This window comes from Allomuricauda sp. CP2A (assembly GCF_001683915.1).
Taxonomy (GTDB): Bacteria; Bacteroidota; Bacteroidia; order Flavobacteriales; family Flavobacteriaceae; genus Flagellimonas.
The window spans coordinates 79,211-102,948 of the sequence record NZ_LXTT01000130.1 but is presented as its reverse complement, the minus strand read 5'-3'; the positions used below and the strand labels follow the sequence as shown (position 1 = coordinate 102,948).

The 23,738-nt window shown below is 43.8% G+C and carries 26 protein-coding genes and 1 riboswitch; of the genes, 14 read left to right on the top strand and 12 right to left on the bottom strand.

The features are described 5' to 3' along the window. The first annotated feature begins 103 nt into the window (after positions 1–103). Positions 104–234: riboswitch (TPP riboswitch) on the top strand. Positions 235–426: 192 nt separating this feature from the next. Together A7D14_RS15405 and A7D14_RS15400 are read left to right on the top strand one after the other, a co-directional pair. After that, a complete protein-coding gene (locus A7D14_RS15405; RefSeq protein ID WP_067036594.1) occupies positions 427–2,580 on the top strand; it encodes a TonB-dependent receptor in 2,154 nt (717 codons plus the stop codon). A 109-nt stretch (positions 2,581–2,689) separates the two neighbouring features. Next, positions 2,690–3,691, top strand: coding sequence for a Gfo/Idh/MocA family protein (locus A7D14_RS15400; protein ID WP_067036590.1), 1,002 nt, complete (start codon positions 2,690–2,692; stop codon positions 3,689–3,691). 7 nt (positions 3,692–3,698) lie between these two features. On the opposite strand, the gene A7D14_RS15395 is transcribed toward A7D14_RS15400, so the two are convergent. After that, positions 3,699–4,685 (bottom strand): aldo/keto reductase, encoded by a 987-nt coding sequence (locus A7D14_RS15395; protein WP_067036587.1) that lies wholly within the window; start codon positions 4,683–4,685, stop codon positions 3,699–3,701. Between the two features lie 9 nt (positions 4,686–4,694). Beyond that, complete coding sequence (locus tag A7D14_RS15390) at positions 4,695–5,138, bottom strand: hypothetical protein (protein WP_067036584.1); 444 nt, start codon at positions 5,136–5,138, stop codon at positions 4,695–4,697. Positions 5,139–5,324: 186 nt separating this feature from the next. Here A7D14_RS15390 and greA point away from each other — a divergent pair, with 186 nt between their 5' ends. Both greA and A7D14_RS15380 read left to right on the top strand, forming a co-directional pair. Further along, the gene (gene greA, locus A7D14_RS15385) at positions 5,325–5,801 is read left to right on the top strand and encodes a transcription elongation factor GreA (protein ID WP_067036581.1); all 477 of its coding nucleotides are present in this window, start codon (positions 5,325–5,327) and stop codon (positions 5,799–5,801) included. 67 nt (positions 5,802–5,868) lie between these two features. Continuing rightward, positions 5,869–6,261: an HIT family protein gene (locus tag A7D14_RS15380; protein ID WP_067036578.1), complete on the top strand. Its 393-nt coding sequence runs from the start codon at positions 5,869–5,871 to the stop codon at positions 6,259–6,261. Here the strand turns inward: A7D14_RS15380 and A7D14_RS15375 are convergent. Together A7D14_RS15375 and A7D14_RS15370 are read right to left on the bottom strand one after the other, a co-directional pair. Then, a complete protein-coding gene (locus A7D14_RS15375) occupies positions 6,254–6,604 on the bottom strand; it encodes a hypothetical protein (protein ID WP_067036574.1) in 351 nt (116 codons plus the stop codon). The two genes, A7D14_RS15380 and A7D14_RS15375, sit on opposite strands and share 8 nt — an antisense overlap. Before the next feature lie 10 nt (positions 6,605–6,614). Beyond that, positions 6,615–7,760: a sensor histidine kinase gene (locus A7D14_RS15370; RefSeq protein ID WP_067036571.1), complete on the bottom strand. Its 1,146-nt coding sequence runs from the start codon at positions 7,758–7,760 to the stop codon at positions 6,615–6,617. Positions 7,761–7,884: 124 nt separating this feature from the next. Between A7D14_RS15370 and A7D14_RS15365 the strand changes: the two genes are divergently transcribed. Genes A7D14_RS15365 through aat form a run of 3 tightly spaced genes read left to right on the top strand, consistent with a single transcriptional unit; the run spans position 7,885 to position 10,336 of the window. Further along, positions 7,885–8,262 (top strand): DUF3127 domain-containing protein, encoded by a 378-nt coding sequence (locus tag A7D14_RS15365; protein ID WP_067036568.1) that lies wholly within the window; start codon positions 7,885–7,887, stop codon positions 8,260–8,262. 9 nt (positions 8,263–8,271) lie between these two features. Next, positions 8,272–9,648, top strand: coding sequence for a short-chain fatty acid transporter (locus A7D14_RS15360; protein ID WP_083158119.1), 1,377 nt, complete (start codon positions 8,272–8,274; stop codon positions 9,646–9,648). A 31-nt stretch (positions 9,649–9,679) separates the two neighbouring features. Further along, positions 9,680–10,336 (top strand): leucyl/phenylalanyl-tRNA--protein transferase, encoded by a 657-nt coding sequence (gene aat, locus A7D14_RS15355; RefSeq protein ID WP_255307473.1) that lies wholly within the window; start codon positions 9,680–9,682, stop codon positions 10,334–10,336. Here aat and A7D14_RS15350 read toward each other — a convergent pair. Genes A7D14_RS15350 through A7D14_RS15340 form a run of 3 tightly spaced genes read right to left on the bottom strand, consistent with a single transcriptional unit; the run spans position 10,331 to position 12,132 of the window. Then, positions 10,331–11,014 (bottom strand): DUF2490 domain-containing protein, encoded by a 684-nt coding sequence (locus A7D14_RS15350; RefSeq protein ID WP_067036562.1) that lies wholly within the window; start codon positions 11,012–11,014, stop codon positions 10,331–10,333. The genes aat and A7D14_RS15350 overlap by 6 nt on opposite strands. Further along, entirely contained in the window at positions 11,001–11,582 is a 582-nt protein-coding gene (locus tag A7D14_RS15345; RefSeq protein WP_067036559.1) for a hypothetical protein, read from the bottom strand. The genes A7D14_RS15350 and A7D14_RS15345 overlap by 14 nt, the downstream gene beginning before the upstream one ends. Next, complete coding sequence (locus A7D14_RS15340) at positions 11,569–12,132, bottom strand: DNA-3-methyladenine glycosylase I (protein ID WP_067036556.1); 564 nt, start codon at positions 12,130–12,132, stop codon at positions 11,569–11,571. The genes A7D14_RS15345 and A7D14_RS15340 overlap by 14 nt, the downstream gene beginning before the upstream one ends. A gap of 150 nt (positions 12,133–12,282) precedes the next feature. Here A7D14_RS15340 and A7D14_RS15335 point away from each other — a divergent pair, with 150 nt between their 5' ends. Beyond that, positions 12,283–12,915 (top strand): thioredoxin family protein, encoded by a 633-nt coding sequence (locus tag A7D14_RS15335; RefSeq protein WP_067036553.1) that lies wholly within the window; start codon positions 12,283–12,285, stop codon positions 12,913–12,915. Here A7D14_RS15335 and A7D14_RS15330 read toward each other — a convergent pair. From A7D14_RS15330 to A7D14_RS15310, 5 genes are all read right to left on the bottom strand, one after another. Next, positions 12,898–13,614 (bottom strand): hypothetical protein, encoded by a 717-nt coding sequence (locus A7D14_RS15330; protein ID WP_067036551.1) that lies wholly within the window; start codon positions 13,612–13,614, stop codon positions 12,898–12,900. The two genes, A7D14_RS15335 and A7D14_RS15330, sit on opposite strands and share 18 nt — an antisense overlap. Before the next feature lie 87 nt (positions 13,615–13,701). After that, the gene (truB, locus tag A7D14_RS15325) at positions 13,702–14,388 is read right to left on the bottom strand and encodes a tRNA pseudouridine(55) synthase TruB (protein WP_067036548.1); all 687 of its coding nucleotides are present in this window, start codon (positions 14,386–14,388) and stop codon (positions 13,702–13,704) included. A 31-nt stretch (positions 14,389–14,419) separates the two neighbouring features. After that, entirely contained in the window at positions 14,420–15,214 is a 795-nt protein-coding gene (locus tag A7D14_RS15320; protein WP_067036545.1) for an undecaprenyl-diphosphate phosphatase, read from the bottom strand. 1 nt (position 15,215) lies between these two features. Beyond that, the gene (locus tag A7D14_RS15315) at positions 15,216–15,479 is read right to left on the bottom strand and encodes a DUF3098 domain-containing protein (RefSeq protein WP_067036543.1); all 264 of its coding nucleotides are present in this window, start codon (positions 15,477–15,479) and stop codon (positions 15,216–15,218) included. 90 nt (positions 15,480–15,569) lie between these two features. Next, the gene (locus A7D14_RS15310; protein ID WP_067036540.1) at positions 15,570–16,448 is read right to left on the bottom strand and encodes a cell division protein FtsX; all 879 of its coding nucleotides are present in this window, start codon (positions 16,446–16,448) and stop codon (positions 15,570–15,572) included. Positions 16,449–16,665: 217 nt separating this feature from the next. Here A7D14_RS15310 and A7D14_RS15305 point away from each other — a divergent pair, with 217 nt between their 5' ends. The 6 genes from A7D14_RS15305 (at position 16,666) to A7D14_RS15280 (ending at position 23,699) form a co-directional block, all read left to right on the top strand. Then, positions 16,666–20,229: a leucine--tRNA ligase gene (locus A7D14_RS15305; protein WP_067036537.1), complete on the top strand. Its 3,564-nt coding sequence runs from the start codon at positions 16,666–16,668 to the stop codon at positions 20,227–20,229. A gap of 117 nt (positions 20,230–20,346) precedes the next feature. Next, on the top strand, positions 20,347–20,601 hold the full coding sequence (locus A7D14_RS15300) for a SemiSWEET family sugar transporter (RefSeq protein ID WP_067036534.1): 255 nt from the start codon (positions 20,347–20,349) through the stop codon (positions 20,599–20,601). Positions 20,602–20,786: 185 nt separating this feature from the next. Then, positions 20,787–21,887 (top strand): alanine dehydrogenase, encoded by a 1,101-nt coding sequence (ald, locus tag A7D14_RS15295; RefSeq protein WP_067036531.1) that lies wholly within the window; start codon positions 20,787–20,789, stop codon positions 21,885–21,887. Between the two features lie 90 nt (positions 21,888–21,977). Further along, on the top strand, positions 21,978–22,679 hold the full coding sequence (locus A7D14_RS15290) for a zinc metallopeptidase (RefSeq protein WP_067036528.1): 702 nt from the start codon (positions 21,978–21,980) through the stop codon (positions 22,677–22,679). 125 nt (positions 22,680–22,804) lie between these two features. Further along, positions 22,805–23,152, top strand: a complete 348-nt coding sequence (locus A7D14_RS15285; RefSeq protein WP_067036525.1) for a winged helix-turn-helix transcriptional regulator — start codon at positions 22,805–22,807, stop codon at positions 23,150–23,152. Positions 23,153–23,156: 4 nt separating this feature from the next. Next, a complete protein-coding gene (locus A7D14_RS15280; protein WP_067036522.1) occupies positions 23,157–23,699 on the top strand; it encodes a DinB family protein in 543 nt (180 codons plus the stop codon). Positions 23,700–23,738: the final 39 nt, after the last annotated feature.

The following is a 23,738-nucleotide window of genomic DNA, read 5'->3' as shown; positions in this document are numbered from 1 at the left end:
AGTTGATAAAGTATATACGCATTGAGGGATACCACATAGTTGTTATCAAAAGTTAATTTCTGCGTATTCTTATGAAAAATGAGTGCTGCATTATACATTTGTGGCCATCTCAAAGGGGTGCTTAAGCCTCGAACTTGAATTGGGCAGGTCCTTAAACAAGTTCAGGACAAGCTGAGATTATACCCAATGAACCTGGGCGGGTAATGCTGCCAAGGGATTGCGCTAGGCGCATCTTGGAATTTCTATGTTTCCTTAGAAACAAAAATCAAATAGTAACAAGAATAATGACCCCTTTTATTCGTAAAATTTTTACGGATGAAACCGCTTTATTCAATTATTCAGTGCAAGACCACAGCACTAAAATGTGGCACAAGACGATCGGCAAAAAACTTCAAATGTCATCGTATTAAAACCGTATTCACAACAATGGCCCTTTCGGGTTTGGCGCTTGGTTTGAGCGCACAAGAACAGGAAACCGATTCTTTGGAAGGAAAAAAAGTGGTGCTGGACGAGGTTCTGGTGCAGGCCATTAGGGTGACCAAGGAGTTTCCCATCACCTTTTCCAACTTGGATCAAGAGGAAATCACCCCCCGAAACTTGGGGCAGGACGTTCCTGTTTTAATGAACTTTTTACCGGCCGTGGTCACCACTTCCGATGCAGGAGCTGGGGTGGGCTACACGGGCATTCGGGTGCGTGGTAGCGATGCCACTAGGGTAAACGTCACCATCAATGGTGTTCCCTACAATGATGCGGAGTCCCAGGGGACTTTTTGGGTAAACATGCCCGATTTTGCCTCATCCACCCAAAGTCTGCAATTGCAGCGAGGTGTGGGTACATCCACCAACGGAGCAGCGGCTTTTGGGGCAAGTTTAAACCTGTTGACCGATGCTTTTTCTGAAGAAGCCTATGCCAGGATTTCCTCTTCCGTGGGGAGTTTTAATACCCTCAGGAACAACATCAAGTTCAGCACGGGAATCCTTAGCGACCATTTTGAAATATCGGGGCGGTTGTCCAGAATCAATTCGGATGGATACATTGATAGGGCACGATCAGACTTGGACTCCTACTTTCTTCAAGGCGTGTACAAAGATGACAACACCCTGGTGAAGGCATTGCTTTTTGGAGGACATGAAATCACCTATCAAGCTTGGAACGGTGTAACCGCGGAAGAGTTGGAAGAGGAAGGTCGCACATACAATTCGGCAGGGATATATTTCGATGAAAATGGAAACAGACAGTTTTACAACAATGAGGTTGATGATTACAAACAAGACCATTTTCAACTGCATTGGAATGAAACCTTAAGCCCCGAATGGAGCACCAACTTGGCACTGCATTATACCCGTGGACGAGGGTTTTTTGAGCAGTACAGGGAAGATGAAGGATTTGCTGATTATGGTTTGGAGCCTATCGACATAGGTGGGGAAACCATAAACACCACCGATTTGATCCGCAGAAGATGGCTGGACAATGATTTCTATGGAACCGTTTTTTCGGCCACCTACAACAAGGACAACCTAAAATTAATTCTTGGTGGAGGCTATAATGAATACAAAGGAGACCATTTTGGTGAAATCATTTGGGCCCGTTATGCCAGTGGCAGTGAAATCGGAGATCGCTATTACGAGGACAATTCCAAAAAGACCGACCTGAACGTTTATGCCAAGGCCAATTATCAGTTGAACAACAAATGGTCCATTTTCGGAGATGTGCAATACAGAGGTGTTGGTTACCAGGCCAATGGTGATGATACGGGGTTGGTGGATGATACCTTCAACTTTTTCAACCCCAAGGCCGGCGTTACCTTCAATTTGAACCCAAACAACAATTTCTATTTGTCGTATGCCAGGGCCAACCGGGAACCCAACCGAAACGATTATGAAAATGGTAGCCCAAAACCGGAAAAATTGAACGATTTTGAATTGGGATGGCGCTACGTTTCACCGGGTTTTCAGTTGAATACCAATGTGTACTATATGCGTTATAAGGACCAATTGGTGCTGACCGGGGAACTCAATGATGTTGGTGCACCTCTCCGTGCCAATGTAGGGGACAGCTACCGTTTGGGGCTTGAAGTGGATGCCAATCTACGATTGGGGAACAAGTTTAGGCTGCGTCCCAATATTGCGCTGAGTGATAATAGGAACATCGATTTCTTTTTTCAACGGGATGGCGAACTTCAGGATTTGGGGAATACCCATATTGCCTATTCGCCCCAAGTGGTGGCTGGTAATGTTATTTCGTTTCAACCTAATGAAAGTTTTCAAGTTTCACTCTTGTCAAAGTTTGTGGGAAAACAGTACATGGGCAACATCGATTCTGAAAATTCGACCTTGGATAGCTATACCCAAACCGATTTTAATGTGCAGTACGTGATTGAGACAGGATCGTTTGTGAAGAGCATTGTTCTTTCTGGTTTGGTGAACAATATTTTTGATGCCGATATTATTTCCAACGGCTATTTCTTCACGTATGATGATGATTTTTCCAATCCGGGAACCATCACCACCATTGAAGGTGCTGGGTATTATCCCCAAGCTGGAATCAATTTCTTGGTTGGGGCCACGGTTAATTTTTGAGGATTGTCAAAAAGAAAACTGTCAATTAATGTAAAATTCTGAAAGAATTTTGTGTTGAGAACTGAGTTGCCTTGACTATTTTTAATGGGATTCTGTACATTTATAGGCTATGACAGAATCCCATTTTCTTTTTTCTGAAGATAAACCCTTGCGATGGGGCGTGATTGGCTGTGGAAGTGTGGCCGAAAAGAAAAGCGTACCCGCCTATCAAAAAACTTCTGGTTTTGAAGTCTATATGGTAATGCGGCGCGATGCACAAAAGGTGGAAGACTATGCAAAAAGGCACCGCGTAGCACAATGGACCACCGATGCCAAAGCGGTCATTGATAACCCCAATGTTGATGCCATTTATATCGCCACTCCGCCTGACACCCATAAATTGTATGCACTTCAAGTGGCGGCGGTAGGAAAACCCTGTTGTATTGAAAAGCCCATGGCCCCAAATTATCAGGACAGTTTGGCAATTTATGAGGCCTTTGCATCCAAGGGAATTCCACTTTTTGTTGCCTATTACCGACGGTCATTGCCCCGTTTTCTCCAGATAAAACAGTGGCTGGAAGAAAACCGGATAGGTGAAGTGCGCCATATCCATTGGCAAAAGACCCAACCGCCCAACAAAGTTGATTTGAGCGGGGAATACAACTGGCGAACGGATAAAACCGTGGCCCCAGGAGGGTATTTTGATGATTTGGCCAGTCACGGTCTCGACCTGTTTACTTTTTTGCTGGGTGATATCCAAAAAACACAGGGAGTTGCCACCAATCAACAAGGGCTGTACACCGCTTATGATGCCATTTCGGGTTCATGGATGCATGCCAATGGTATCACTGGGGAGGGTGTTTGGAATTTTGGCACCCATGATCGGGTGGACAAGGTTGAACTATTGGGTTCCGAAGGGACCATAACCTTTGCCGTACTCGATGAGGCCCCAGTTGAATTAAGAAATGCGGCTGGACATCAAGTATTGGAGATTCCACATCCAGAACACGTGCAACAGCATCATGTGGAAAACATCAAAAACCATTTTCTGGGCAATGGTGAACATCCGTCCCTCGGAAAATCAGCATTGCACACCAGTTGGATCATGGATCGGATTTTGGGTGCACATTAAAAATGGGCTACCAAAGTTGGTGTACCTCTTTTTTAATGTATTTCTCGTAAATAGCCTTGACTCCTTGGGTCTGCTCGGCTGTAAGTGCTGGGAACGTTGTGGCCTTCAGATTGGAATGTAAATGCTCTGCTTTCGATGCTCCTGGAATGATGCAACTCACCTCAGGGAAGTCCAAAATCCAACGTAGGGCAATTGGTGCCAAATTTTCATGATTTGGAAATAGCTGTTTGAGTTCCTCCACGGCTTCCAATCCCAATTCAAAAGGAATCCCGGAAAACGTTTCGCCCTTGTCAAAAGCAGCACCTTCACGGTTGAAAAAGCGGTGGTCGTCCTTTTCAAAAGTGGAGTTGGAAGAAAATTTACCCGTGAGCAAGCCACTCGCCAAGGGTACTCGAACTATGATTCCGACATCCTTTTTCTTGGCCTGTTCAAAAAATAGCTCTGAAGGGCGTTGCCGAAACATGTTGAAAATAATCTGTACCGTGGTCACATTTGGATATTCCATGCCTTTAAGGGCCTCCTCAACCTTTTCAACGCTCACCCCCAAGTTTTTTATCTTGCCTTCATCCTTTAAGCGGTCAAAAAGCTCAAAGATTTCGGGTCTGTAGTACACTTCGGTTGGGGGGCAGTGCAATTGAATAAGATCTAAACACTCCAAGCCTGAATTTTTTAAACTATCCTCCACATACTTCCGCAATGCTTTTACGGTATAGCCTTCATTGACATGGGGATTGATCTGCCGCCCACATTTGGTGGCCACGTAAATATCTTCAGACCTTGATTTTACCACTCTGCCTACGGCAGCCTCACTGGCGCCCGCTTCATATACATCGGCGGTGTCTATAAAATTAATGCCGGCATCAATGGCCTCGTTGATAATGCGTTCTGCTAGGGAATCATCAAAACCGGAACCCCATTTGCCTCCCACTTGCCATGTTCCCAAAGAGATTTCAGAGACGTTAAGTCCGGTTTTTCCAAGTTTTCTGTATTGCATATTAAATTATTAGTTGGATATGGTTACTGTATTTCCGCTTTGTGTGGCCCGGTAAAAAAGAAGGTCGTAGTATCTTTTGCCATCATCGGGCCGATCCAGTTGCTGTCCCGTAAAGAGATTATAGGTAAAGCCTTCGCAGTCACAGACCACATTTTGGCCATCAATGTCCATAGTAGAACAATTGTTGGGGGTATGGTTGGGACAACTGGCTTCCCATGCAACAAATTGGGAGCCGCTCAATCCAGCTCTCATTACAAAAGCTCCTCGGGTGCCCACCCCATTATTTCCCACATAAACGGGGTTCCCAATGGTGTTCAACCCATTATAGAGCGGAAGATTTAGGTTCATATCAAACCTAAAACCTACCTCTTGAAGATAGGGATTTCTGTTGGTATTGTCTGAACTACAGGAAATTAGAACTATAAGTAGGACGCAGCCCCAAATGTGCTTCATGGTTTGGATTTCAATTCATCGCTGCACAAAGTTGATCAAAAATTACCTATATTTGCGTTAAATCCTCGCTAAAAACCATGTTAGGCATGGTGATCGTTGAGGATTTTTTGTATTTGTAGAGAACAAGACCATTGGGGAAATTTTTTTGATTTTCTTCAATGCTCTTTTGCATAAAAATGTGACGATATGAGCAAAGTATCTTATTATACTGCGGAGGGATTAAAAAAATTGAGAGAGGAGCTAAACCATCTAAAGGATGTGGAACGCCCCAAAGCTTCGCAGGCCATAGCAGAGGCGCGGGACAAAGGTGATTTGTCCGAAAATGCGGAATATGATGCTGCCAAAGAGGCCCAAGGTCTTTTGGAGATGAAGATTTCCAAGATGGAAGAAACCTTGTCCAACGCCAGATTGATTGACGAGTCCCAGTTGGATACTTCAAAGATATTGGTATTGTCCACAGTGAAATTAAAAAACCAGGCCAATGGCATGGAGATGAAATATACCTTGGTGGCCGAAAGTGAGGCAAACCTAAAATCGGGTAAAATATCGGTGACCTCACCCATTGGAAAAGGGCTGTTGGGAAAATCCGTAGGTGATGTGGCCGAAATCAAAGTGCCCAACGGAACGTTAAAGTTGGAGATTTTGGAGATCACACGTAATTAAAAGTTTATAGAATGCCTATATTTAATCCTGTCACCCGACAGGATTTTTTATTTAAAACCAAGCTGACATGCCCAGTATTTTCACCAAGATCATCAATGGAGAAATTCCCTGTTATAAAATTGCAGAGGACGACGATAATTTTGCCTTTTTGGACATCAACCCCAATGCCAAAGGGCATACGCTATGTGTTCCCAAAAAAGAAGTGGACAAGATTTTGGACTTGGATGAGCAATCCTACATGAAACTAATGGCTTTTTCCAGAAAAGTGGGCAAGGCCATTGAGGCCGCCGTGGATTGCAAGCGTGTGGGAATGTCCGTCATTGGTTTGGAAGTGCCCCATGTGCATGTGCACCTTATTCCGCTACACAGCATGAAAAATGCAACATTTCAACATAAAGAAAGCTTGGAAGCCAAAGAGTTTGAGGCCATTGCGGACAAAATCAGGGAGCAGCTTAAATAAGCCCTTCCAAATAAAAATAGACCGCAGCACCCGCTAGGCACAAAATCAAAATGAGGAGAATAAAAAATAGGGTGGTGAACCGCACCGAAGGTCGGTCTGGCCGCACCAGTTTATTGTAATAGTCGAAGACCCGCTCAATGTCTGGGGTCCAGTTTACCGGATAAATGATGGAATGGCATTTCTTGCACTTTATCTCGTGCGTCACCTCGCCGGTGGTCCTGTGATAAAATGGATTTAAAGTATGTTTTTGGTAAAAGGTAAGCTTCAATTCTTGGTTATAACATTCGGGGCAGTTATTGGTAATGTCAGCGTCCTTTATTACAATTTGTTTTTCCTTTGACATGGTTCACTGTTCATTTTGCTCTTAGCGAAATTTGCATGATTGTTCCTTCTTTACTGGACGAAAGTACTTTAATTTTTCCTTTATGGTACTCTTCCACAATTCTTTTTACTAATGAAAGTCCCAATCCCCATCCCCTTTTTTTCGAGGTTACCCCCGGACTGAAGATGTTTTGAAAATCACTTTTTGGGATACCGTGCCCCGTATCCGAAACCAATATATTAACATTTTGGCCTTTTTTATCAATTTGGATGGCAATATTTCCCTTTCCTTTCATGGCATCAATGCCATTTTTCACCAAATTTTCAATGCTCCAGTTGTACAGAGGGGGATTTAAAAGCACATAAAGTTCATCAACATTGGAGCTAAAGGAAAAGTGGATCAGCTTGGAACTTCGTTTCTTTAAATACTCATACGCCTTCTTGGTCTCTTCCACAATATCGTGCACCTCCAGTTCGGGGATGGACCCAATTTTGGAGAACCGTTCCGTAATGGTTTGCAATCGATCTATGTCTTTGGCAATTTCCATAGTGATTTCTGGATTGATGTCCTCCGACTTCAACAACTCGTTCCAGCCCAAAAGCGATGTCAATGGGGTACCGATTTGGTGGGCTGTCTCCTTGGCCATACCTGCCCAAAGTTTGTTCTGTTCCGATGCTTTGTTGGTTCGGAAGAAAAAGAAAATGACCGCTGCAAACAAAAAGATGATCAACAACAGGGCAAGGGGGTAGTACTTCAATTTGTTCAAAACCTCGGAATTTCCGTAATACAAAGTCTCCAAAAGTTCTCCATCCTGAATGATCTCAATGGGTTCATTTTCGTTGCGGAACTGCTGCACCTTTTTCTTGATATAACTACTATCGGAAATCTTTTCCTCAGGAATGTTATGGGTTTTGTAGGATCCCTCCTCGTTCATCAAGATCATGGGGGTGGAAGTGTTGTTGCCCATGACCTTCAAGGTCAGGTTGCCCAGCTCTTGATCCACGGAAGATTGAATGAGTTCCGATTGCGCCGTGGCCCAAATTTCCATTTTTAATCGTTCTTCCTCCTTGAACTTCCTAAAAAAGCTATTGGTGTTCCACAAAATCAGGCTAACAATAATAAAAGCCGAAATCAGCATGATGATATTGGAAGCTTTTCGCTTTGGGCTAAAGTTCATTTTTTAATGGAATTGTGATTAAAGATAGCGGAAAATGAAAAATATGTTGATACTTCGTGATAAACTTGGGTTTCCATTGGACATCATTTTATGTACATTTGAAATTCATTGAAAATTAGCGTACATGGAAGTTCAGGGAAGAATAAAAATGATAGATGAGACCAAAACCTACGGAAACAACGGTTTCCGAAAAAGAGAGGTGGTCGTTACAACCGAAGAACAATACCCACAACATATTTTGGTGGAGTTTGTACAAGATAAATGTGATTTGCTGAACAATTACAGCGTAGGGCAAATGGTGAAAATCAGTATAAACTTGAGAGGAAGGGAATGGGTGAACCCACAGGGAGAGACCAAATATTTCAACTCCATTCAAGGTTGGCGCATCGAAAACCTTCAGTCTGAAGCCAACACCGAGAACATGCCCCCGGTTCCGCCCATGGAAGCCTTTGAACCTGCTGATGACCTCAATGAGGAAGACCACGATGATCTACCCTTCTAAACCACAGCATTGGACCTTACCAAGGTCATAGAACGTATTTTTAGGAGGTATATGCCCTCCCCATTCACCATTGCGGTGCTACTTACCGTGCTCACAATGGTACTGGCATTGGTTTTTACGGACAACAGTTCCGATGGAAACCATTTCATAGCCATTCTTTCGTATTGGGAGGATGGTATCTGGAACAATGGGCTTTTGGTATTTGCCTACCAGATGATGCTCATTCTGGTGCTGGGCCACGTGTTGGTGCTGAGCAAACCCATGGAGCGGTTGATTCTGCGAATCACCAGTTTGGTTAAAAACACATCCAGTGCCACAATATTGGTGATACTGCCCACGCTCTTGGTTTCATTCTTTAATTGGGGATTGGGGCTTATTTTTGGGGCGATTTTGGCCCGAAAAGTGGGAGAATATGCCCAAACCCACAATATTTCCATCAATTATCCACTGGTGGGTGCCTGCGGATACTCCGGTTTAATGGTCTGGCACGGTGGAATCAGTGGTTCGGCTCCCATAAAAGTTGCTGAGGCCGGTCATTTGAAGGGCTTGTTGGAGAATAATGCCAGTAGCGATGTATTGGCCCGCTTGCCCGATACCATTTCCACGGCCCTTACCGTTTTTAGCTATTGGAACCTCATTTTGTTTGCCGTGGTGTCCCTTTCCATTACCGGTCTGGCCTATTACCTGAGCAAAAAGACCAGTACCACGACCACCGATTTGAAGGGCTACCAATTCAAATCAGCGGAAGGGAAGCATTTGCAAGGCGCAGAAAAATTGGATTATTCCCCATGGACCTCAACCGTATTTGGCTTTTTGATTTTACTCGCTTTTTTAGTGCAATATCTACCTGCGCTCCAAACGCTGAACATCACCCCGAACATGCTCAATTTTTTTATGTTGGGGTTGGCCGTTATACTCCATGGCAGTTTTAAAAGCTTTTTAATGGCGGTTGAGGAAGCCATTGGCGATACCGCTGGAATCCTGATTCAGTTCCCGCTGTATTTTGGGATTATGGGCATAATGGCTGGAAGTGGGATGATCAATACCATTTCAGATTTTTTTGTCTCCATCAGCACGGCAACAACATTGCCCATTTTCACTTTTTTAAGTGCGGGGCTCGTTAATATTTTTGTGCCCAGCGGAGGAGGTCAATGGGCTATTCAAGGACCGTTGGTGCTACAATCTGCCTTACAGTTGGGGGTTCCGCTGCCCAAGGCCATCATGGCTTTGGCCTACGGGGATCAAGTCACCAATATGTTGCAACCCTTTTGGGCCCTTCCTTTATTGGGGATTACCAAATTACAGGCCAGGGAAATACTGCCCTACACCTTGATGTTCATGGTTGTGGGAAGTGCCATATATATAGCTGGCCTTCTTATTTTTTAGTCCTATTCCGTATTTTAGTAAAAATTGCATTTTGGAAAATAACGGAGCAAACTTTCCCCTGCACTTTTTAGGGAACAGATTGGAATTTCCGCCGGTTGAAACAGCAAATCAAGACGGGTTGTTGGCCGTTGGTGGCGATTTGTCCCCTGAAAGACTTTTGTTGGCCTACAAAAGCGGCATTTTTCCATGGTTCAATGATGATGCCTTGATTTTGTGGTGGAGCCCGGACCCACGGATGGTACTCTTTCCAAAAAAGGCGAAAGTGTCCAAAAGTATGCGTAAGGTCTTGCGTGATGATTCGTTGACATTGACCCAAAACAAATATTTTCACGAAGTCATAGAGCAGTGTGCCCAAGTAGAACGGAAAGGTCAAGAGGGTACCTGGATCACCTCAAAGATGAAATCAGCCTACACGGAGCTACACAAAAAAGGATTTGCCCGATCATACGAAGTTTGGGAGGATGGCAACTTGGTGGGTGGACTGTACGGCGTAGATTTGGGCGGAGTGTTTTGTGGGGAAAGCATGTTCAGTCTTAGACCCAACGCATCCAAATATGCTTTCATAAAAATGGCCCAGGAGTTGGATGCAAAAGGGTACCGACTCATTGATTGCCAAGTCCACACCGATCATTTGGAAAGCTTGGGGGCCGAACTGATTCCCAGAAAAAAATTCATGGAACTGTTATAGGGACAGCTGCGCACTGGTGAGTAAAAAGATCACGTTTTGGGGTAAGGGGGAGGTATAATCCTCCAGTCGATATTCCAAACCCACCTGAAGTTTAAGTCCTCCTTGGAGTTGCCACCCAACTTGTCCGGTCAATCGGGTATCATATTGGGGGGAAGCATTTTTTGAAACACTCAGCAAATTTTCAAAACTGCCCACAAAATAAGGTTCCCCAATATCCAATTTTTCACCCTTTAAGGGGAAATCAACGGCAAACCGATATCGAAATCGATGAACGGTCAGGAGCTTGGTTATACGTTGTTCTGTTCTAAATCGATGGCCATAACGTACATCAATTGGTTTCTTGGTGATATTAAACTGCTGGGTAAACCGGAGTTCATCCCCTCTTCCTTCAAAAACATTCCTGAACCGATATTGGATGCCCAAGGCAATGCTTTGGTTGTCCTGTATTTTAAAATTAGAAAAATGGGCAATGTCCAGTTGCCGACCTGAAAGTTGAAGCGCACTGTCATCAATGACATAATTTCTGTTGGCCACCGAAAAGTTGTGGGAATAAAGAGGGCCCACATCATAATTAATGGCGAATTGGGGCTGCCAATACCCCGTAAGGTTATCTTGCGCAGGTATGGTCTGGATGCACAAAACAACAACAAGAAAACAATACCATTTAATAGAGGACATGGTCGTAGCTTGGTGGGAATGATTTACGGATATTCACCAAATTGCCTTCAGCATTGAACAAAGCTTCATAGGATTGAAACTTTCGTTCTTTCTTGGATGAAAAAATGATTTCATAGTTGATATGGGGCAACATCAAGTTCTGGAAGGCTTCATATACGGTTTTTTCTGGGTCATCTTCAGTTAGCGGGTGTTGTTGCTGTATTTTTTTGATGCGCAACTTGGGATAATTTGAGCTGAGGTAGGATTTGATAGTGTTCCAAGTGTCTTCAGGAATGTCAAATTCCCTGATGATGAACTCCACATCCTCCAAGTCACCCTCCGCATTGAACTCCACACTATAATGCAACCTTCCTTTTTTGAATTTTGCCTCAAAACTTTTCTTGGTGCTGTCCGATTCTTGGTAAAACCGTACCCGTTTGGCATTTTCCAAATACGCTGAAATAAGATCATACGCTTTTTCAGGAAATGCCTCCTTTTTGATCCTTGATTCCTTTTCGTACTTGTTCTGGGCAAAACCCACTTGGAAAAAGCACAATAGGCCTATAAAAATGGAACTAAACCTCCTCATATCTAAAACAATGTATTTCGTGATCATTTACCATGCCCGTGGCCTGCATGTGGGCATAGATGACCGTACTGCCCACAAATTTGAACCCACGTTTTTTTAAATCCTTGCTGATGGCGTCCGAAACTTCACTGGTTGCAGGGGCATGTTTGTAATTTTCCCACGAATTTTTAATAGGACTTCCATCCACAAACCCCCAGATATAGTCACTGAAACTCCCAAATTCCTTTTGGATGTCCATAAAGGCTTTGGCGTTGGAAACCGTGGCATTCACCTTTAATTTGTTTCGGATGATGCCCGGGTTTTGCAAAAGGCCATCAATTTTATCCTGATCATAACCAGCAATTTTTTTATAATCAAAACGGTCAAACGCCTCCCTAAAATTTTCCCGTTTCCGAAGAACGGTGATCCAGCTGAGCCCTGCCTGAAAGGTCTCCAAAATCAAAAACTCAAAAAGGGTGTCATCATCCTTTATGGGAACGCCCCATTCCAAATCATGGTATGCTTCGTATAGGGGGTCGCCAACACACCAACCACATCGATGTTTGTCCATGGTACAAATTTTAGCTAAAGTTATGGGAACTTCTTAAGACCGTAAAGACCAAATTGAGAATCTTGTAAGGTTTTTTAGTCTAATACAACCAATGACAAAAGTCAGAAGATAGGCTGTTTTTGAAGGATAAATTTGCAGAAAGGAGTTTTTATGGAAGTATTGGAAAAGCACATACAACAAGATAAGCCCACTTTGGTGCAGCAAGGCATCTCCATGGGGATGGATTATGGAACATATAGGGATTTGGTACATCATTTGGTTGAAATGGAACAAACTACTGGCCACAGTCAAACCGAAGCGAACATACAATATACCCAGCTCAATGACCGCAGAATGAAGCGGTGGGACAAAACTTTTGTGATTCCTGAGGGAGTTCAAGAACAAATCAGCAGTTTAAAATCACAATTGGTATTCCTGACCATTACCGAAAGTTGGTGCGGGGACGCTGCCCACAGTTTGCCTGTCATCAACAAGATAGCCGAATTCAATCCAAATATCGACCATAAAATTATCCTCAGGGATGAAGTCCCTGAAATCATGGATGCTTTTTTGACCAAGGGAGCCCGTTCCATTCCCAAAGTGATTCTGTGGGATGTGGAAAACAAGCAAATTGTTGGGGAATGGGGTCCAAGACCACGTGTGGCAACCGAAATGGTGAATGCCTATAAGCAAGAACAAGGCAAACTAACCCCTGAGTTTAAACAGGAGCTTCAGGTTTGGTATAACAAGGACAAAGGAGAGGGTATTTTACAGGATATTTTGGACTTACTTCCCTTGGAATAGATAAGTGATGGTTCCAATTTGAGATGACTTGGAATCTGCACTGAACCGTGCTTTAAGGGCATAGGCAATGGCATTGTCCACCAGACAACCGTTACTGGTTCCAGAGCTTTTGTCGTTAAAAGTGGCCTCGGTAACATAGCCGTTTCTGTCCACGCTGATATTGATGACCACTTTTCCGCCTTCAATACACGTATAAATGGGAGGGGGGAGATAATACGCATTTCGCTCCACCAAGGAAAATGAAATGGAGGTGCGCCTATCCTTTAAATAATTGGTAAATTCTTCCTTTTGGGCATCGCGCTCACCCAACTTTTGTTTGTTTTCATCCCGTTTGGCAGCCAATTGCTTTAGTTGTTCAGAAAAATCACTGTCTCCTGAGTATTCCCCTTCCTCACTGTTCATGGCCCGTTCCTCAATCAATTCTTCCAAAGTTTTTAAAGGTTCTGGATTTCCAATGGTGGGCTTTGCGGTTTCGTTGAAGGCCATGTGGCTCTTAATGGGGTCATTGTTGGCCAATTCTTCCAATCGCTCTTCTTCTTTTTCCAACAATTCTTCGATATCCTCATCGGCCAGGCTCATTTCAATAACATACTCCTCTTCCTGTATACCTCCCAAGTGGATGTTGAACAACAACAAAACCACGATGGACATGGAGAAGAACGTAATTAAAAGTGATAACTGACTTCTATTAAGGTTCATAGTTTTACTATAACCGCTTTTTTTCAAAAATATTTTACCCCGTGATCTTAATACAACCGACTACTGGAGTGCTTTTTGGGCCTAAGATCACAGATTTTCTTTGAAAACCTTGGGGCTCGTAGCATTATTTACGTTGAAATCCCCTATTTTGGTTCTTCTAAGGGCTGATAAATAGGCCCCAGACCCCAAAGCTTTGCCAAAATCGTGTGCCAAGGAGCGAATATAAGTTCCCTTGCTACAGACCACCCGAAAATCTACCTCGGGCAATGCAATTCGGGTAATTTCAAATTCCAATATCTCTATTTTTCTTGATTTAATTTCGACGTCCTTGCCTTCCCGGGCCAATTCGTACAACCGTTTTCCGTCTTTTTTTAAGGCCGAAAAGATAGGAGGGACTTGGTCAATTTCCCCTAAAAACTGATTTGTGGCTTCCTTTATGGCTGCTTCCGTAAGATGTTCTGTGGGATAGGTCTGGTCCACTTCGGTTTCCAGATCATGGGATGGAGTTGTGGCACCCAAGGTGAAGGTTCCCGTATATTCTTTGACCTGCCCTTGAAATTCGGGAATTTTTTTGGTGAACTTTCCCGTGCAGATGATCAAAAGGCCGGTGGCCAATGGGTCCAAAGTGCCTGCATGGCCTATTTTGATTTTTTTGAGATCAAATTTTTTCCGGATGGCCCATTTGAGCGCGTTCACCGCCTGAAAGGAACTCCATTCCAACGGTTTGTCGATCAACAAAATTTGACCATTCAAAAAATCTTCTTTGGTTTTCAAAGGCTTCGGGGTTTACAACAAAAGTACTGATCTATCCCCAAATGCTCCAAGCAAGGGCAATGAGCCCTACGATTAGACAGTAAATGGCAAAATAGGTAAGCTTGCTCTGGCGTACCAGTTTGATCATCCAAGTACAGGCAGCAAGACCTGCGATAAAAGCAGCTATAAATCCGGCCCCCATGGCCACGGCTTGGTCTCCATGGAAATTGATGTCACCACTCAACAGATCTTTGGCCACCTTCCCTAAAATTAAGGGAACAACCATCAAGAATGAGAACCGGGCGGATTTTGTTTTATCCACACCCAACAAAACGGCAGCTGAAATGGTGGCCCCGCTTCGGGAAATTCCCGGCAATATGGCCACAGCTTGTGCCATTCCAATGGCAAAAGCACTTCGGAACGAAACCCCTTTGTCCGTGGTTTTGGCCAAATCGGCCAAGTAGAGCAAAATTGCGGTAATGATGAGCATAATCCCGACAATAACAATGGCCCCATCAAAAAACACCTCGATAAAATCATTTAAAAACAGCCCGATCAATGCAGCGGGAACCATGGAGATAACAATCTTTAGGGAAAATTGGGTCTCCTCGTTCCATTTAAACTGAAAAAGCCCTTTTAAAATTTCAAGAATATCCTTGCGAAAGACCACAATGGTACTCAAAGCAGTGGCAAAGTGAAGGATCACCGTGAACAACAAACTTTCTTCGGGAACGGCTTGTGCGCCCAAAATGGCTTTTCCCAACTCCAAATGTCCACTGGACGATACGGGCAAAAATTCGGTCAATCCCTGGATAATGCCGAGGATGATAGCATCAATAAGCTCCAAATTAGTCTTTCTTTTTGTTAGGGTTCAACAAGATGGCATATACTTGGATGCCCAAACCGATCAGCACCAAAGTGGGCGCCAAACGGATTCGTCTAAAGCTGTAGATATCTGGATTGAAGACTTCGGGGTCATCGCTGCCACCACCGCTCATCAAAATAAAGCCCAAGGCAATAAAAGCTATGCCAATGAAAAGGAACAAATAGTTTCTCTTTTGAAACATGAACTCCTTGGTGGGTTTTTGAACGTTCTTGTTTTTCTTGCTCATGCCGCAAATTTAGTGAAAAGTTTCCCAGAGTATCCAGTCGGTGCGTAAAGTGTCTCAAATCTATAAGCGAAGCGGTCTTGCATCTTTTGTCTAATAATACAGATCATCTGTTCTCAAATTCAAAAAACGTTGGGTGGCAAAATGGGTACTGGCCCATGAAATGATCACGCCAAGCCCAAAAACACCGACAAATAAAAAAATCAGTACCAAATAGTCTTGAAGCAGATTGAGTTCGGGAAAATTCTTGTTGATATAATAAATAAGGATACTCAGTGAAACGAGGGCCACGGCAGCACCGACCATACCCAGTTTAATGTTCGTCCAGATAAAGGGCCGTCTAATGAAGGTCTTGGTGGCTCCCACCATCTGCATGGTCTTGATGATAAAGCGCTTGGAATAAATGGACAATCGGATGGAACTGTTGATGAGCAAAACGGCAATTACCGTAAATACCGCACTGGCCACCAAAATCCACAAACTGATTTTTCGGGCGTTGTCATTGAGCAGTGAAACCAACGGTTTGTCATAGCTCACTTCATCCACATAGGTCTTTGCGGCAATTTCCTCTGCGATTTCTGCGATTTGCTCCGGAGAAACAAAATCAGCCTTTAAATGGACATCAATGGAGTTTTTAAGCGGATTGTAGCCCAAGAACTCCACAAAATTCTCTCCAATATCCTCGCTGTACTGCTCCGCAGCATCCTCTTTGGAGATGTAATCCGCCGATTTGGTATACTCGGCCAAGGTCAAACTTTTTTGCAATTGATCAATTTCCACAGGTTTGGCATTGTCCTTCAAAAAGACCGAAATGGTGATCTGCTCCTTAAAGTGATCGGCGAGTTTTTTGGTGTTCAGCACCAAAAGACCAAGCACCCCCAAAAGGAACAGCACAAGTGCGATGCTCAAAACCACGGAAAAATAAGAGGAAATCAGTTTTCTTCGCTGATATCTTTCAATATATTGGCTCATATAGTGGAATCAATACGTAAAAATAGAAAAGTAAATTGTATTTAGGGGATTAAACCTATTTTTGCAACTCGAAAAGAGATACAGTTTATTGTCATTTCGAGTCCGGATGAAATCTGGGCGAGAAATCTCCTCCCTTGTGTTTGAGACATCTCGACCTAGGTTTACCCTGAGCGTAGTCGAAGGGCTCGATGTGACAAAATGAACATAAAGAAGTATGATGAACTACGATTTCCGTCAGATTGAAGACAAATGGCAGAAGTATTGGGCAAAAAACAATACATTCAAGGCTTCCAACACTTCAGATAAACCCAAATTTTATGCATTGTCCATGTTTCCCTACCCATCTGGGGCAGGATTGCACGTGGGGCATCCTTTGGGCTATATTGCTACGGATATCTATTCGCGTTATAAACGACATAAGGGGTTCAATGTATTGCATCCCATGGGGTACGATTCCTTTGGGTTGCCTGCGGAGCAATACGCCATCCAAACGGGGCAACATCCGGCCATAACCACTGAAAATAACATCAAAAGATACCGGGAGCAGCTGGATAAATTGGGCTTTTCGTTTGATTGGGACCGAGAAGTACGTACCTCCAATCCCAGATATTATAAATGGACGCAGTGGATTTTTATCCAACTATTCAATTCGTGGTACAATAAAAAATCGGACAAAGCAGAAAACATTTCTACCTTGATTTCCATTTTTGAAAAGGAAGGAAATGAGAATGTCGAAGCCACTTGTGATGATGATACACCAAGTTTTAGCGCTGCGGATTGGAATGGTTTTTCAGAAAAGAAAAAACAAGAAATCCTCTTAAAATATAGATTGACGTATTTGGCCGATACCGAAGTGAACTGGTGCCCGGCTTTGGGCACTGTTTTGGCCAATGATGAGATCGTGAATGGTGTTTCTGAACGTGGAGGCCATCCAGTGATACGTAAAAAAATGACGCAATGGAGCATGCGGATTACGGCTTATGCCCAACGTTTATTGGATGGTCTGGACAAAATCGACTGGCCCCAGCCGCTAAAAGATGCCCAAACCAACTGGATTGGAAGATCGGTTGGAGCCACGGTTACTTTTAATGTCCTCCCCTTTGGGGAGGAACAAGGAGGGGACAGCAATTCAGTCCTCCCCCCAACCCCCTCTAGCGGAGGGGGGGCTAATGCAAGATTGACAGGTGATTCGTCAATGATTGGAGTTTTGTTGGAACGGGCGAAAGAAATGCGAAAGAACCCAACGCCTGCTGAGGACAAATTGTGGCAAGCATTGAGAAGAAAAAATCTTGATGTTAAGTTTAGAAGGCAGCATCCAGTTTATAAATATATTGTTGATTTTATATGCCTTGAAAAAAAACTGATTATTGAAGTTGATGAAAAAATCCATGACTATCAATTGGATAAAGATGCCCAACGGACATTGGAATTGGAACAAAAAAAGGGGTTTACGGTTATCCGTTTTACCAATGATGAAGTTATTTCAAACCTAGAGGCGGTTATAAAAAAGATAGAAGACATTTTAGACTCCCTCTCCACAGGGGAGGGCTGGGGAGGGGATAATCACCCATATCAAATAGAAGTCTTCACCACCCGCCCCGATACCATTTTTGGGGTAAGTTTTATGACCTTGGCACCCGAGCATGAATTGGTGGCCAAAATAACGACGCCGGAACAAAAAGCTGAGGTGGAAGCCTATGTGGAGGCCACGGCAAAACGTTCCGAACGGGACCGTATGGCCGATGTAAAAACCATTTCAGGGGTGTTCACGGGAGCGTATGCAGAACATCCGTTCACCAAGGAACCCATTCCCATTTGGATTGGCGACTACGTGTTGGCCAGCTACGGAACCGGTGCAGTAATGGCCGTGCCTTGTGGGGACCAACGCGATTATGATTTTGCAAAACATTACAATATCCCCATCCCCAACATTTTTGAGGGGGTGGATATTTCCGAAGAGGCATTTGCCGACAAGGAAACCACGGTAATTGCCAATTCCGATTTTCTAAATGGGCTTTCTTACAAGGATGCGATGAAGAAAATCATATCCGAATTGGAACGGATTGGCCATGGCAAAGGAAAGGTGAATTATCGACTTCGCGATGCCGTTTTTAGCCGTCAGCGGTATTGGGGCGAACCCTTCCCGGTGTATTATGTGGATGGCATGCCGCAAATGATCGATGAAAAATATTTGCCGTTGGAGCTCCCCGAAGTGGAAAAATACCTCCCCACCGAAACCGGGGAACCGCCATTGGGCAATGCCACTACGTGGGCTTGGGATGCAAAGAATAATAAAGTAGTTTCCAATGACCTTGTCACCCTGAGCGCAGTCGAAGGGTTGGACAAGGGGGATGGGATGCCGAAACCCCACCTGCCGGACGGGCAGAAAGTCCAGCATGACGGTATCTATCCTTTGGAATTGAACACCATGCCGGGGTGGGCAGGGAGTTCCCAATACTTTAATCGGTATATGGACCCGCGTAATGACGAGGCCATTTTCTCCCCTGAAGCCATCAACTATTGGCAGGATGTGGACTTATATATAGGAGGTAGTGAGCACGCTACAGGCCACCTCTTGTATTCCCGTTTTTGGCAAAAGTTTATGTTTGATATGGGCTATGTGCCCAAAGATGAGTATGCCCAAAAGTTGATCAACCAAGGGATGATTACGGGGACTTCAGAATTTGCTAATCAGGCCTCAGTTAATCAAGCGTATATTTCTGGATATAAGACTGAAGGCGGATTTGAAGGTAAAAGAGCATCAAATATCATTTTCTTGATTAAGGAAAACGAAAATGGCGAATTAGATAAGTTTCAGTATTATGGTGATGATGTGAAATATGTTTTCTTTAGTTCTGATTATGAATACCTTGATGAATACAAAGAAGGTGAATATGCCGTTCCTTATAATCAGGTAATACCTCATCGTTTTGATGTGAATTATGTAGAAAACAATATTTTGGATATCGAAGGCTACAGAAAAACCAATGAATCTTACAATGATTCAATTTATGTTGTGCCAGGGGGATTTTGGTTGGATGGTAAATTCACAGAATTATTTTCTGGAAAATCAAGGGAGTTTAAAACATATCCGGAAGTCGAAAAAATGTCCAAATCCAAATACAATGTCGTCAACCCCGATGCCATTTGTGAGGAGTATGGGGCAGATTCCCTTCGCTTATACGAAATGTTCTTGGGCCCCTTGGAGCAATCCAAACCTTGGAACACGGCCGGGATTACAGGAGTGCATTCCTTCCTGAAAAAACTTTGGAAACTCTATTCCCCCCTTGAGGGGGGCGAGGGGGGTGTTGCACCCACAGCAGACAATCTAAAAACACTCCACAAAACCATCAAAAAAGTGGAAGAGGACATTGAAAACTTCTCGTTCAACACCTCCGTATCCACCTTTATGATCTGTGTAAACGAGTTGACGGCCCAGAAATGTACCAGCAAGGCCATTTTGGAGCCCTTGGCCATTTTGGTATCGCCCTATGCGCCCCACATTGCTGAAGAGCTTTGGGAGCGATTGGGCCATAGCGAGTCCATTGCAGAAGCCCCTTTTCCCAAATTTGAGGAGAAGTACTTGGTGGAGAGCAGCAAGGAATACCCCATTTCCTTTAATGGGAAAATGCGCTTTAAATTGGAGTTGCCCTTGGACATGGACAAGGATGAAATTGAAGCCGCCGTCCTGGCCCACGAAAAAACCCAAGAACAGTTACAGGGCCGCACACCCAAAAAAGTGATTGTGGTTCCGGGTAAGATCGTCAATATTGTAGGCTAAACACTCTCTTGAATTTTACTTAAACCTGTCACCTTGAGCGCCCGCCTGCCGGACGGGCAGGCAGTCGAAAGGCGACAGGTTAATTCGTATCTTTAGATAGCGAACAACTACCTTACCATGGACCCTATTGAAATCATTGGCCTTGCTGCGGCCACCCTCACCACCAGTGCCTTTATTCCACAAGTATACAAAGCGTGGAAGCACAGGTCTACCAAAGATATTTCCCTCACCATGTATTTGGCCTTCTTTACGGGCACCATGCTTTGGCTCTACTATGGCTATAAGCATGAAAGCTTGGCGATCATGCTTGCCAATGGCGTAACCGGTTTTTTGGTCTTGGTGATGCTGTTTTTAAAATTAAAACACAAGTAAGCCCTATTTTTAGGGGTCATACAAAAAATATATATCATATTTAATAAATGACCCCTACTTAAACAGGGGTATAATTGTTAAAAAACATAAATTTTAGCCTTGTACCCCTACTTTTTATCGATTTTGTTTTCCAGTTTGTTTTTTTTGTAACAACTTTGGAAGTGTAATCATAAAAACACAACAAAATGATTGTAGGGGTACCAAGAGAAATCAAGAACAATGAAAGCCGGGTAGGGATGACACCAGCTGGGGTTTTTGAGCTGGTAAAGAACAACCACACTGTCTATGTGCAATCAGGTGCAGGTGAAGGCAGCGGTTTTTTCAACCATGATTATCAACGGGCGGGGGCCACAATTTTGGATACGATCGGTCAGGTGTATGCCATGAGCGATATGATCGTGAAAGTAAAAGAGCCCGTTGCCCAAGAATACAATCTTATCCAGAAAGGCCAGATTGTATTCACCTACTTTCATTTTGCTTCAAGCGAGGCGTTGACGCAAGCCATGATCCAGCGTAAATCGGTTTGTATTGCCTATGAAACGGTTGAAGATCCAGACGGTAGCCTTCCGCTTCTCACTCCCATGTCTGAAGTGGCCGGACGTATGGCCATTCAGCAAGGAGCCAAATATTTGGAAAAGCCCGTAAAAGGCAAAGGGGTGCTTTTGGGAGGTGTTCCCGGAGTGTCGCCGGGCCGCGTTTTGGTCTTGGGAGCGGGAACAGTGGGCATTCAAGCTGCAAAAATGGCAGCAGGTCTGGGTGCCCAAGTGACCATTTTGGATATAAACATGAAAAAGCTCCGCTATGTGAACGATATCATGCCAAGCCATGTTATTACCGAATTTTCCAACGAGTTCAATATCAGAAAACATATCAAAAACCATGATCTTATCATAGGTGGTGTTCTTCTAAAAGGTGCCAAAGCCCCAAACTTGATCACAAGGGACATGCTCAAGGACATGCACCCCGGTACAGTGATCGTGGATGTGGCCGTAGATCAGGGGGGATGCGTGGAAACCACAAAACCAACAACCCATGAAGACCCTGTTTATATTATAGATGATGTGGTTCATTATTGTGTAGCCAATATGCCAGGGGCAGTGCCTTATACTTCTACAGTTGCCTTGACGAATGTAACACTGCCCTATGTGCTAAAACTGGCCAATTTGGGATGGCGTAGCGCATGTAATCTGGATAAATCACTGGCCAAAGGATTGAACATTGCGGAAGGTGAAGTAGTTTATAAGGAAATTATCGAAGCCTTTCATTGGGAGCCAGCGTTGGCATAACTTACATTTTGTCAGTAAAAGGACCCCGTCAATATTTGGCGGGGTTTTTGCTTTATTGTGGTATATTTAGTAGACCAAAACAGAAAAGCTATGATGACATATTATATATTGATTGGTGGAATTGCGTTGATCAGTTGGTTGGTCAGCAGCAAATTGAAGAGCAAATTCAAAAAATACTCCCAAGTACATCTCCGCAATGGGATGAGTGGAGCCGAAATTGCCAAAAAAATGTTGGATGACCATGGAATCAGGGATGTTAAGGTAATCTCCACTCCCGGAATGTTGACAGATCACTATAACCCAAAAAACAAGACCGTGAATTTAAGTGAAGGGGTGTACAACCAGCGCAATGCTGCAGCTGCAGCCGTTGCCGCACACGAATGTGGCCACGCGGTGCAACATGCCCAAGCCTATGAATGGTTGACGATGCGCTCCAAATTGGTGCCTGTGGTGAGTGTTACCTCAGGGATGTCCACTTGGATAGTCTTTGGAGGCATTATGTTGATGGCCGCTACCGGTGTGGCCGGAGGTATTGGGTTTTACATAGCCGTAGCCGGACTGATCATGATGGGATTTGCCACTTTGTTCAGTTTTATTACCCTACCTGTGGAATATGATGCCAGTAAGCGAGCCTTGGTATGGCTAAAGCAAAAGAACATGGTAAGCCAAGAAGAGTATGCCGGTTCTGAGGATGCCCTAAAATGGGCGGCCAGAACGTATTTGGTTGCGGCAATAGGAGCCTTGGCCTCCCTACTTTACTGGGCGGTTCAGGTTTTTGGCGGCAGGGATTAACAACACACACCTTTAAAATTTAATAGTAACCTGATTGAGCTAGTTCAATCAGGTTTTTTTATGGTGTGAAAAGAATTTTTCTAGACGCTATGAATTTAGTAGCTTTGCTACTAAAATAGTAGTTAATGAAAACACCTAAACCAGGAATTCCTGTTCGTGGCTCAAAAACAGGGCAACCCATAATGGCTCTGCTTGATTTATTGGGAAGGAGTTGGGCCATGGGCATCATTTGGCATTTGTACACTGGGCCAAATACATTTAGAGGGCTTCAAGACTATTGTGAATCCATTTCGCCCACAACCCTGAACACAAGATTAAAGGAATTAAGGGACTGCAATCTTATTGAGCGAACTTTGGAAGGCTATGCCCTTACCGAATATGGTAAGGAATTGTATGAGCTTTTGGAACCCATGGGAAATTGGGCCCGGCACCGTTGGGTGAATAGTTTTAAGGAAAATAACAACAAACCGTAAGACAATGCGATACATTAAAAAACCGATCAAGGGAGAGTATCCGGAATATTCCCATATTTATATGGATCTATTGGAAGATGATGGCAAGGTTTTGGAGCATCTCTGGGAAAATTTTCTCAAAATCAAAGATTTTGTGTATTCCCTTCCGAAGGAAAAATTAGAGTTTCGGTATGCAAAAGATAAGTGGACCATTAAAGAAATACTGGTGCATCTGATCGATGATGAACGGATTTTTGCCTATCGGGCCCTTAGATACGCCAGAAATGATGACACACCGCTCCATGGATTTGACCAAGACAGCTATGCGCAATATTCAGATGCCAATACGAGGAGTTTGGAAAGTATTTTTGATGAATATGAATCGGTCAGAAAGTCAACAATAACCCTTTTTAAATATTTACCTGAAGAGAGTTTTACACGGGGAGGCAAGGGAGTGGATTTTGATGGCAGTATCATAAACCATAGGACGGTGCGTGGGTTGGCCTACCATATTGCAGGTCATGAGCTTCGCCATTTCAATATTATTAAGGAAAGGTATATAAACTGAAAACGGGGCCGTTTGGCCCCATTTTATTTTGTATGAGTT

Excerpts from the sequence above, each read along its gene's own strand:
- A7D14_RS15405 (WP_067036594.1), top strand. The coding sequence starts at position 427 with ATGGCCCTTTCGGGTTTGGCGCTTGGTTTGAGCGCACAAGAACAGGAA.
- A7D14_RS15400 (WP_067036590.1), top strand. The coding sequence starts at position 2,690 with ATGACAGAATCCCATTTTCTTTTTTCTGAAGATAAACCCTTGCGATGG.
- A7D14_RS15395 (WP_067036587.1), bottom strand. The coding sequence starts at position 4,685 with ATGCAATACAGAAAACTTGGAAAAACCGGACTTAACGTCTCTGAAATC.
- A7D14_RS15390 (WP_067036584.1), bottom strand. The coding sequence starts at position 5,138 with ATGAAGCACATTTGGGGCTGCGTCCTACTTATAGTTCTAATTTCCTGT.
- greA (WP_067036581.1), top strand. The coding sequence starts at position 5,325 with ATGAGCAAAGTATCTTATTATACTGCGGAGGGATTAAAAAAATTGAGA.
- A7D14_RS15380 (WP_067036578.1), top strand. The coding sequence starts at position 5,869 with ATGCCCAGTATTTTCACCAAGATCATCAATGGAGAAATTCCCTGTTAT.
- A7D14_RS15375 (WP_067036574.1), bottom strand. The coding sequence starts at position 6,604 with ATGTCAAAGGAAAAACAAATTGTAATAAAGGACGCTGACATTACCAAT.
- A7D14_RS15370 (WP_067036571.1), bottom strand. The coding sequence starts at position 7,760 with ATGAACTTTAGCCCAAAGCGAAAAGCTTCCAATATCATCATGCTGATT.
- A7D14_RS15365 (WP_067036568.1), top strand. The coding sequence starts at position 7,885 with ATGGAAGTTCAGGGAAGAATAAAAATGATAGATGAGACCAAAACCTAC.
- A7D14_RS15350 (WP_067036562.1), bottom strand. The coding sequence starts at position 11,014 with ATGTCCTCTATTAAATGGTATTGTTTTCTTGTTGTTGTTTTGTGCATC.
- A7D14_RS15345 (WP_067036559.1), bottom strand. The coding sequence starts at position 11,582 with ATGAGGAGGTTTAGTTCCATTTTTATAGGCCTATTGTGCTTTTTCCAA.
- A7D14_RS15340 (WP_067036556.1), bottom strand. The coding sequence starts at position 12,132 with ATGGACAAACATCGATGTGGTTGGTGTGTTGGCGACCCCCTATACGAA.
- A7D14_RS15335 (WP_067036553.1), top strand. The coding sequence starts at position 12,283 with ATGGAAGTATTGGAAAAGCACATACAACAAGATAAGCCCACTTTGGTG.
- A7D14_RS15330 (WP_067036551.1), bottom strand. The coding sequence starts at position 13,614 with ATGAACCTTAATAGAAGTCAGTTATCACTTTTAATTACGTTCTTCTCC.
- A7D14_RS15315 (WP_067036543.1), bottom strand. The coding sequence starts at position 15,479 with ATGAGCAAGAAAAACAAGAACGTTCAAAAACCCACCAAGGAGTTCATG.
- A7D14_RS15310 (WP_067036540.1), bottom strand. The coding sequence starts at position 16,448 with ATGAGCCAATATATTGAAAGATATCAGCGAAGAAAACTGATTTCCTCT.
- A7D14_RS15305 (WP_067036537.1), top strand. The coding sequence starts at position 16,666 with ATGAACTACGATTTCCGTCAGATTGAAGACAAATGGCAGAAGTATTGG.
- A7D14_RS15300 (WP_067036534.1), top strand. The coding sequence starts at position 20,347 with ATGGACCCTATTGAAATCATTGGCCTTGCTGCGGCCACCCTCACCACC.
- ald (WP_067036531.1), top strand. The coding sequence starts at position 20,787 with ATGATTGTAGGGGTACCAAGAGAAATCAAGAACAATGAAAGCCGGGTA.
- A7D14_RS15290 (WP_067036528.1), top strand. The coding sequence starts at position 21,978 with ATGATGACATATTATATATTGATTGGTGGAATTGCGTTGATCAGTTGG.
- A7D14_RS15285 (WP_067036525.1), top strand. The coding sequence starts at position 22,805 with ATGAAAACACCTAAACCAGGAATTCCTGTTCGTGGCTCAAAAACAGGG.
- A7D14_RS15280 (WP_067036522.1), top strand. The coding sequence starts at position 23,157 with ATGCGATACATTAAAAAACCGATCAAGGGAGAGTATCCGGAATATTCC.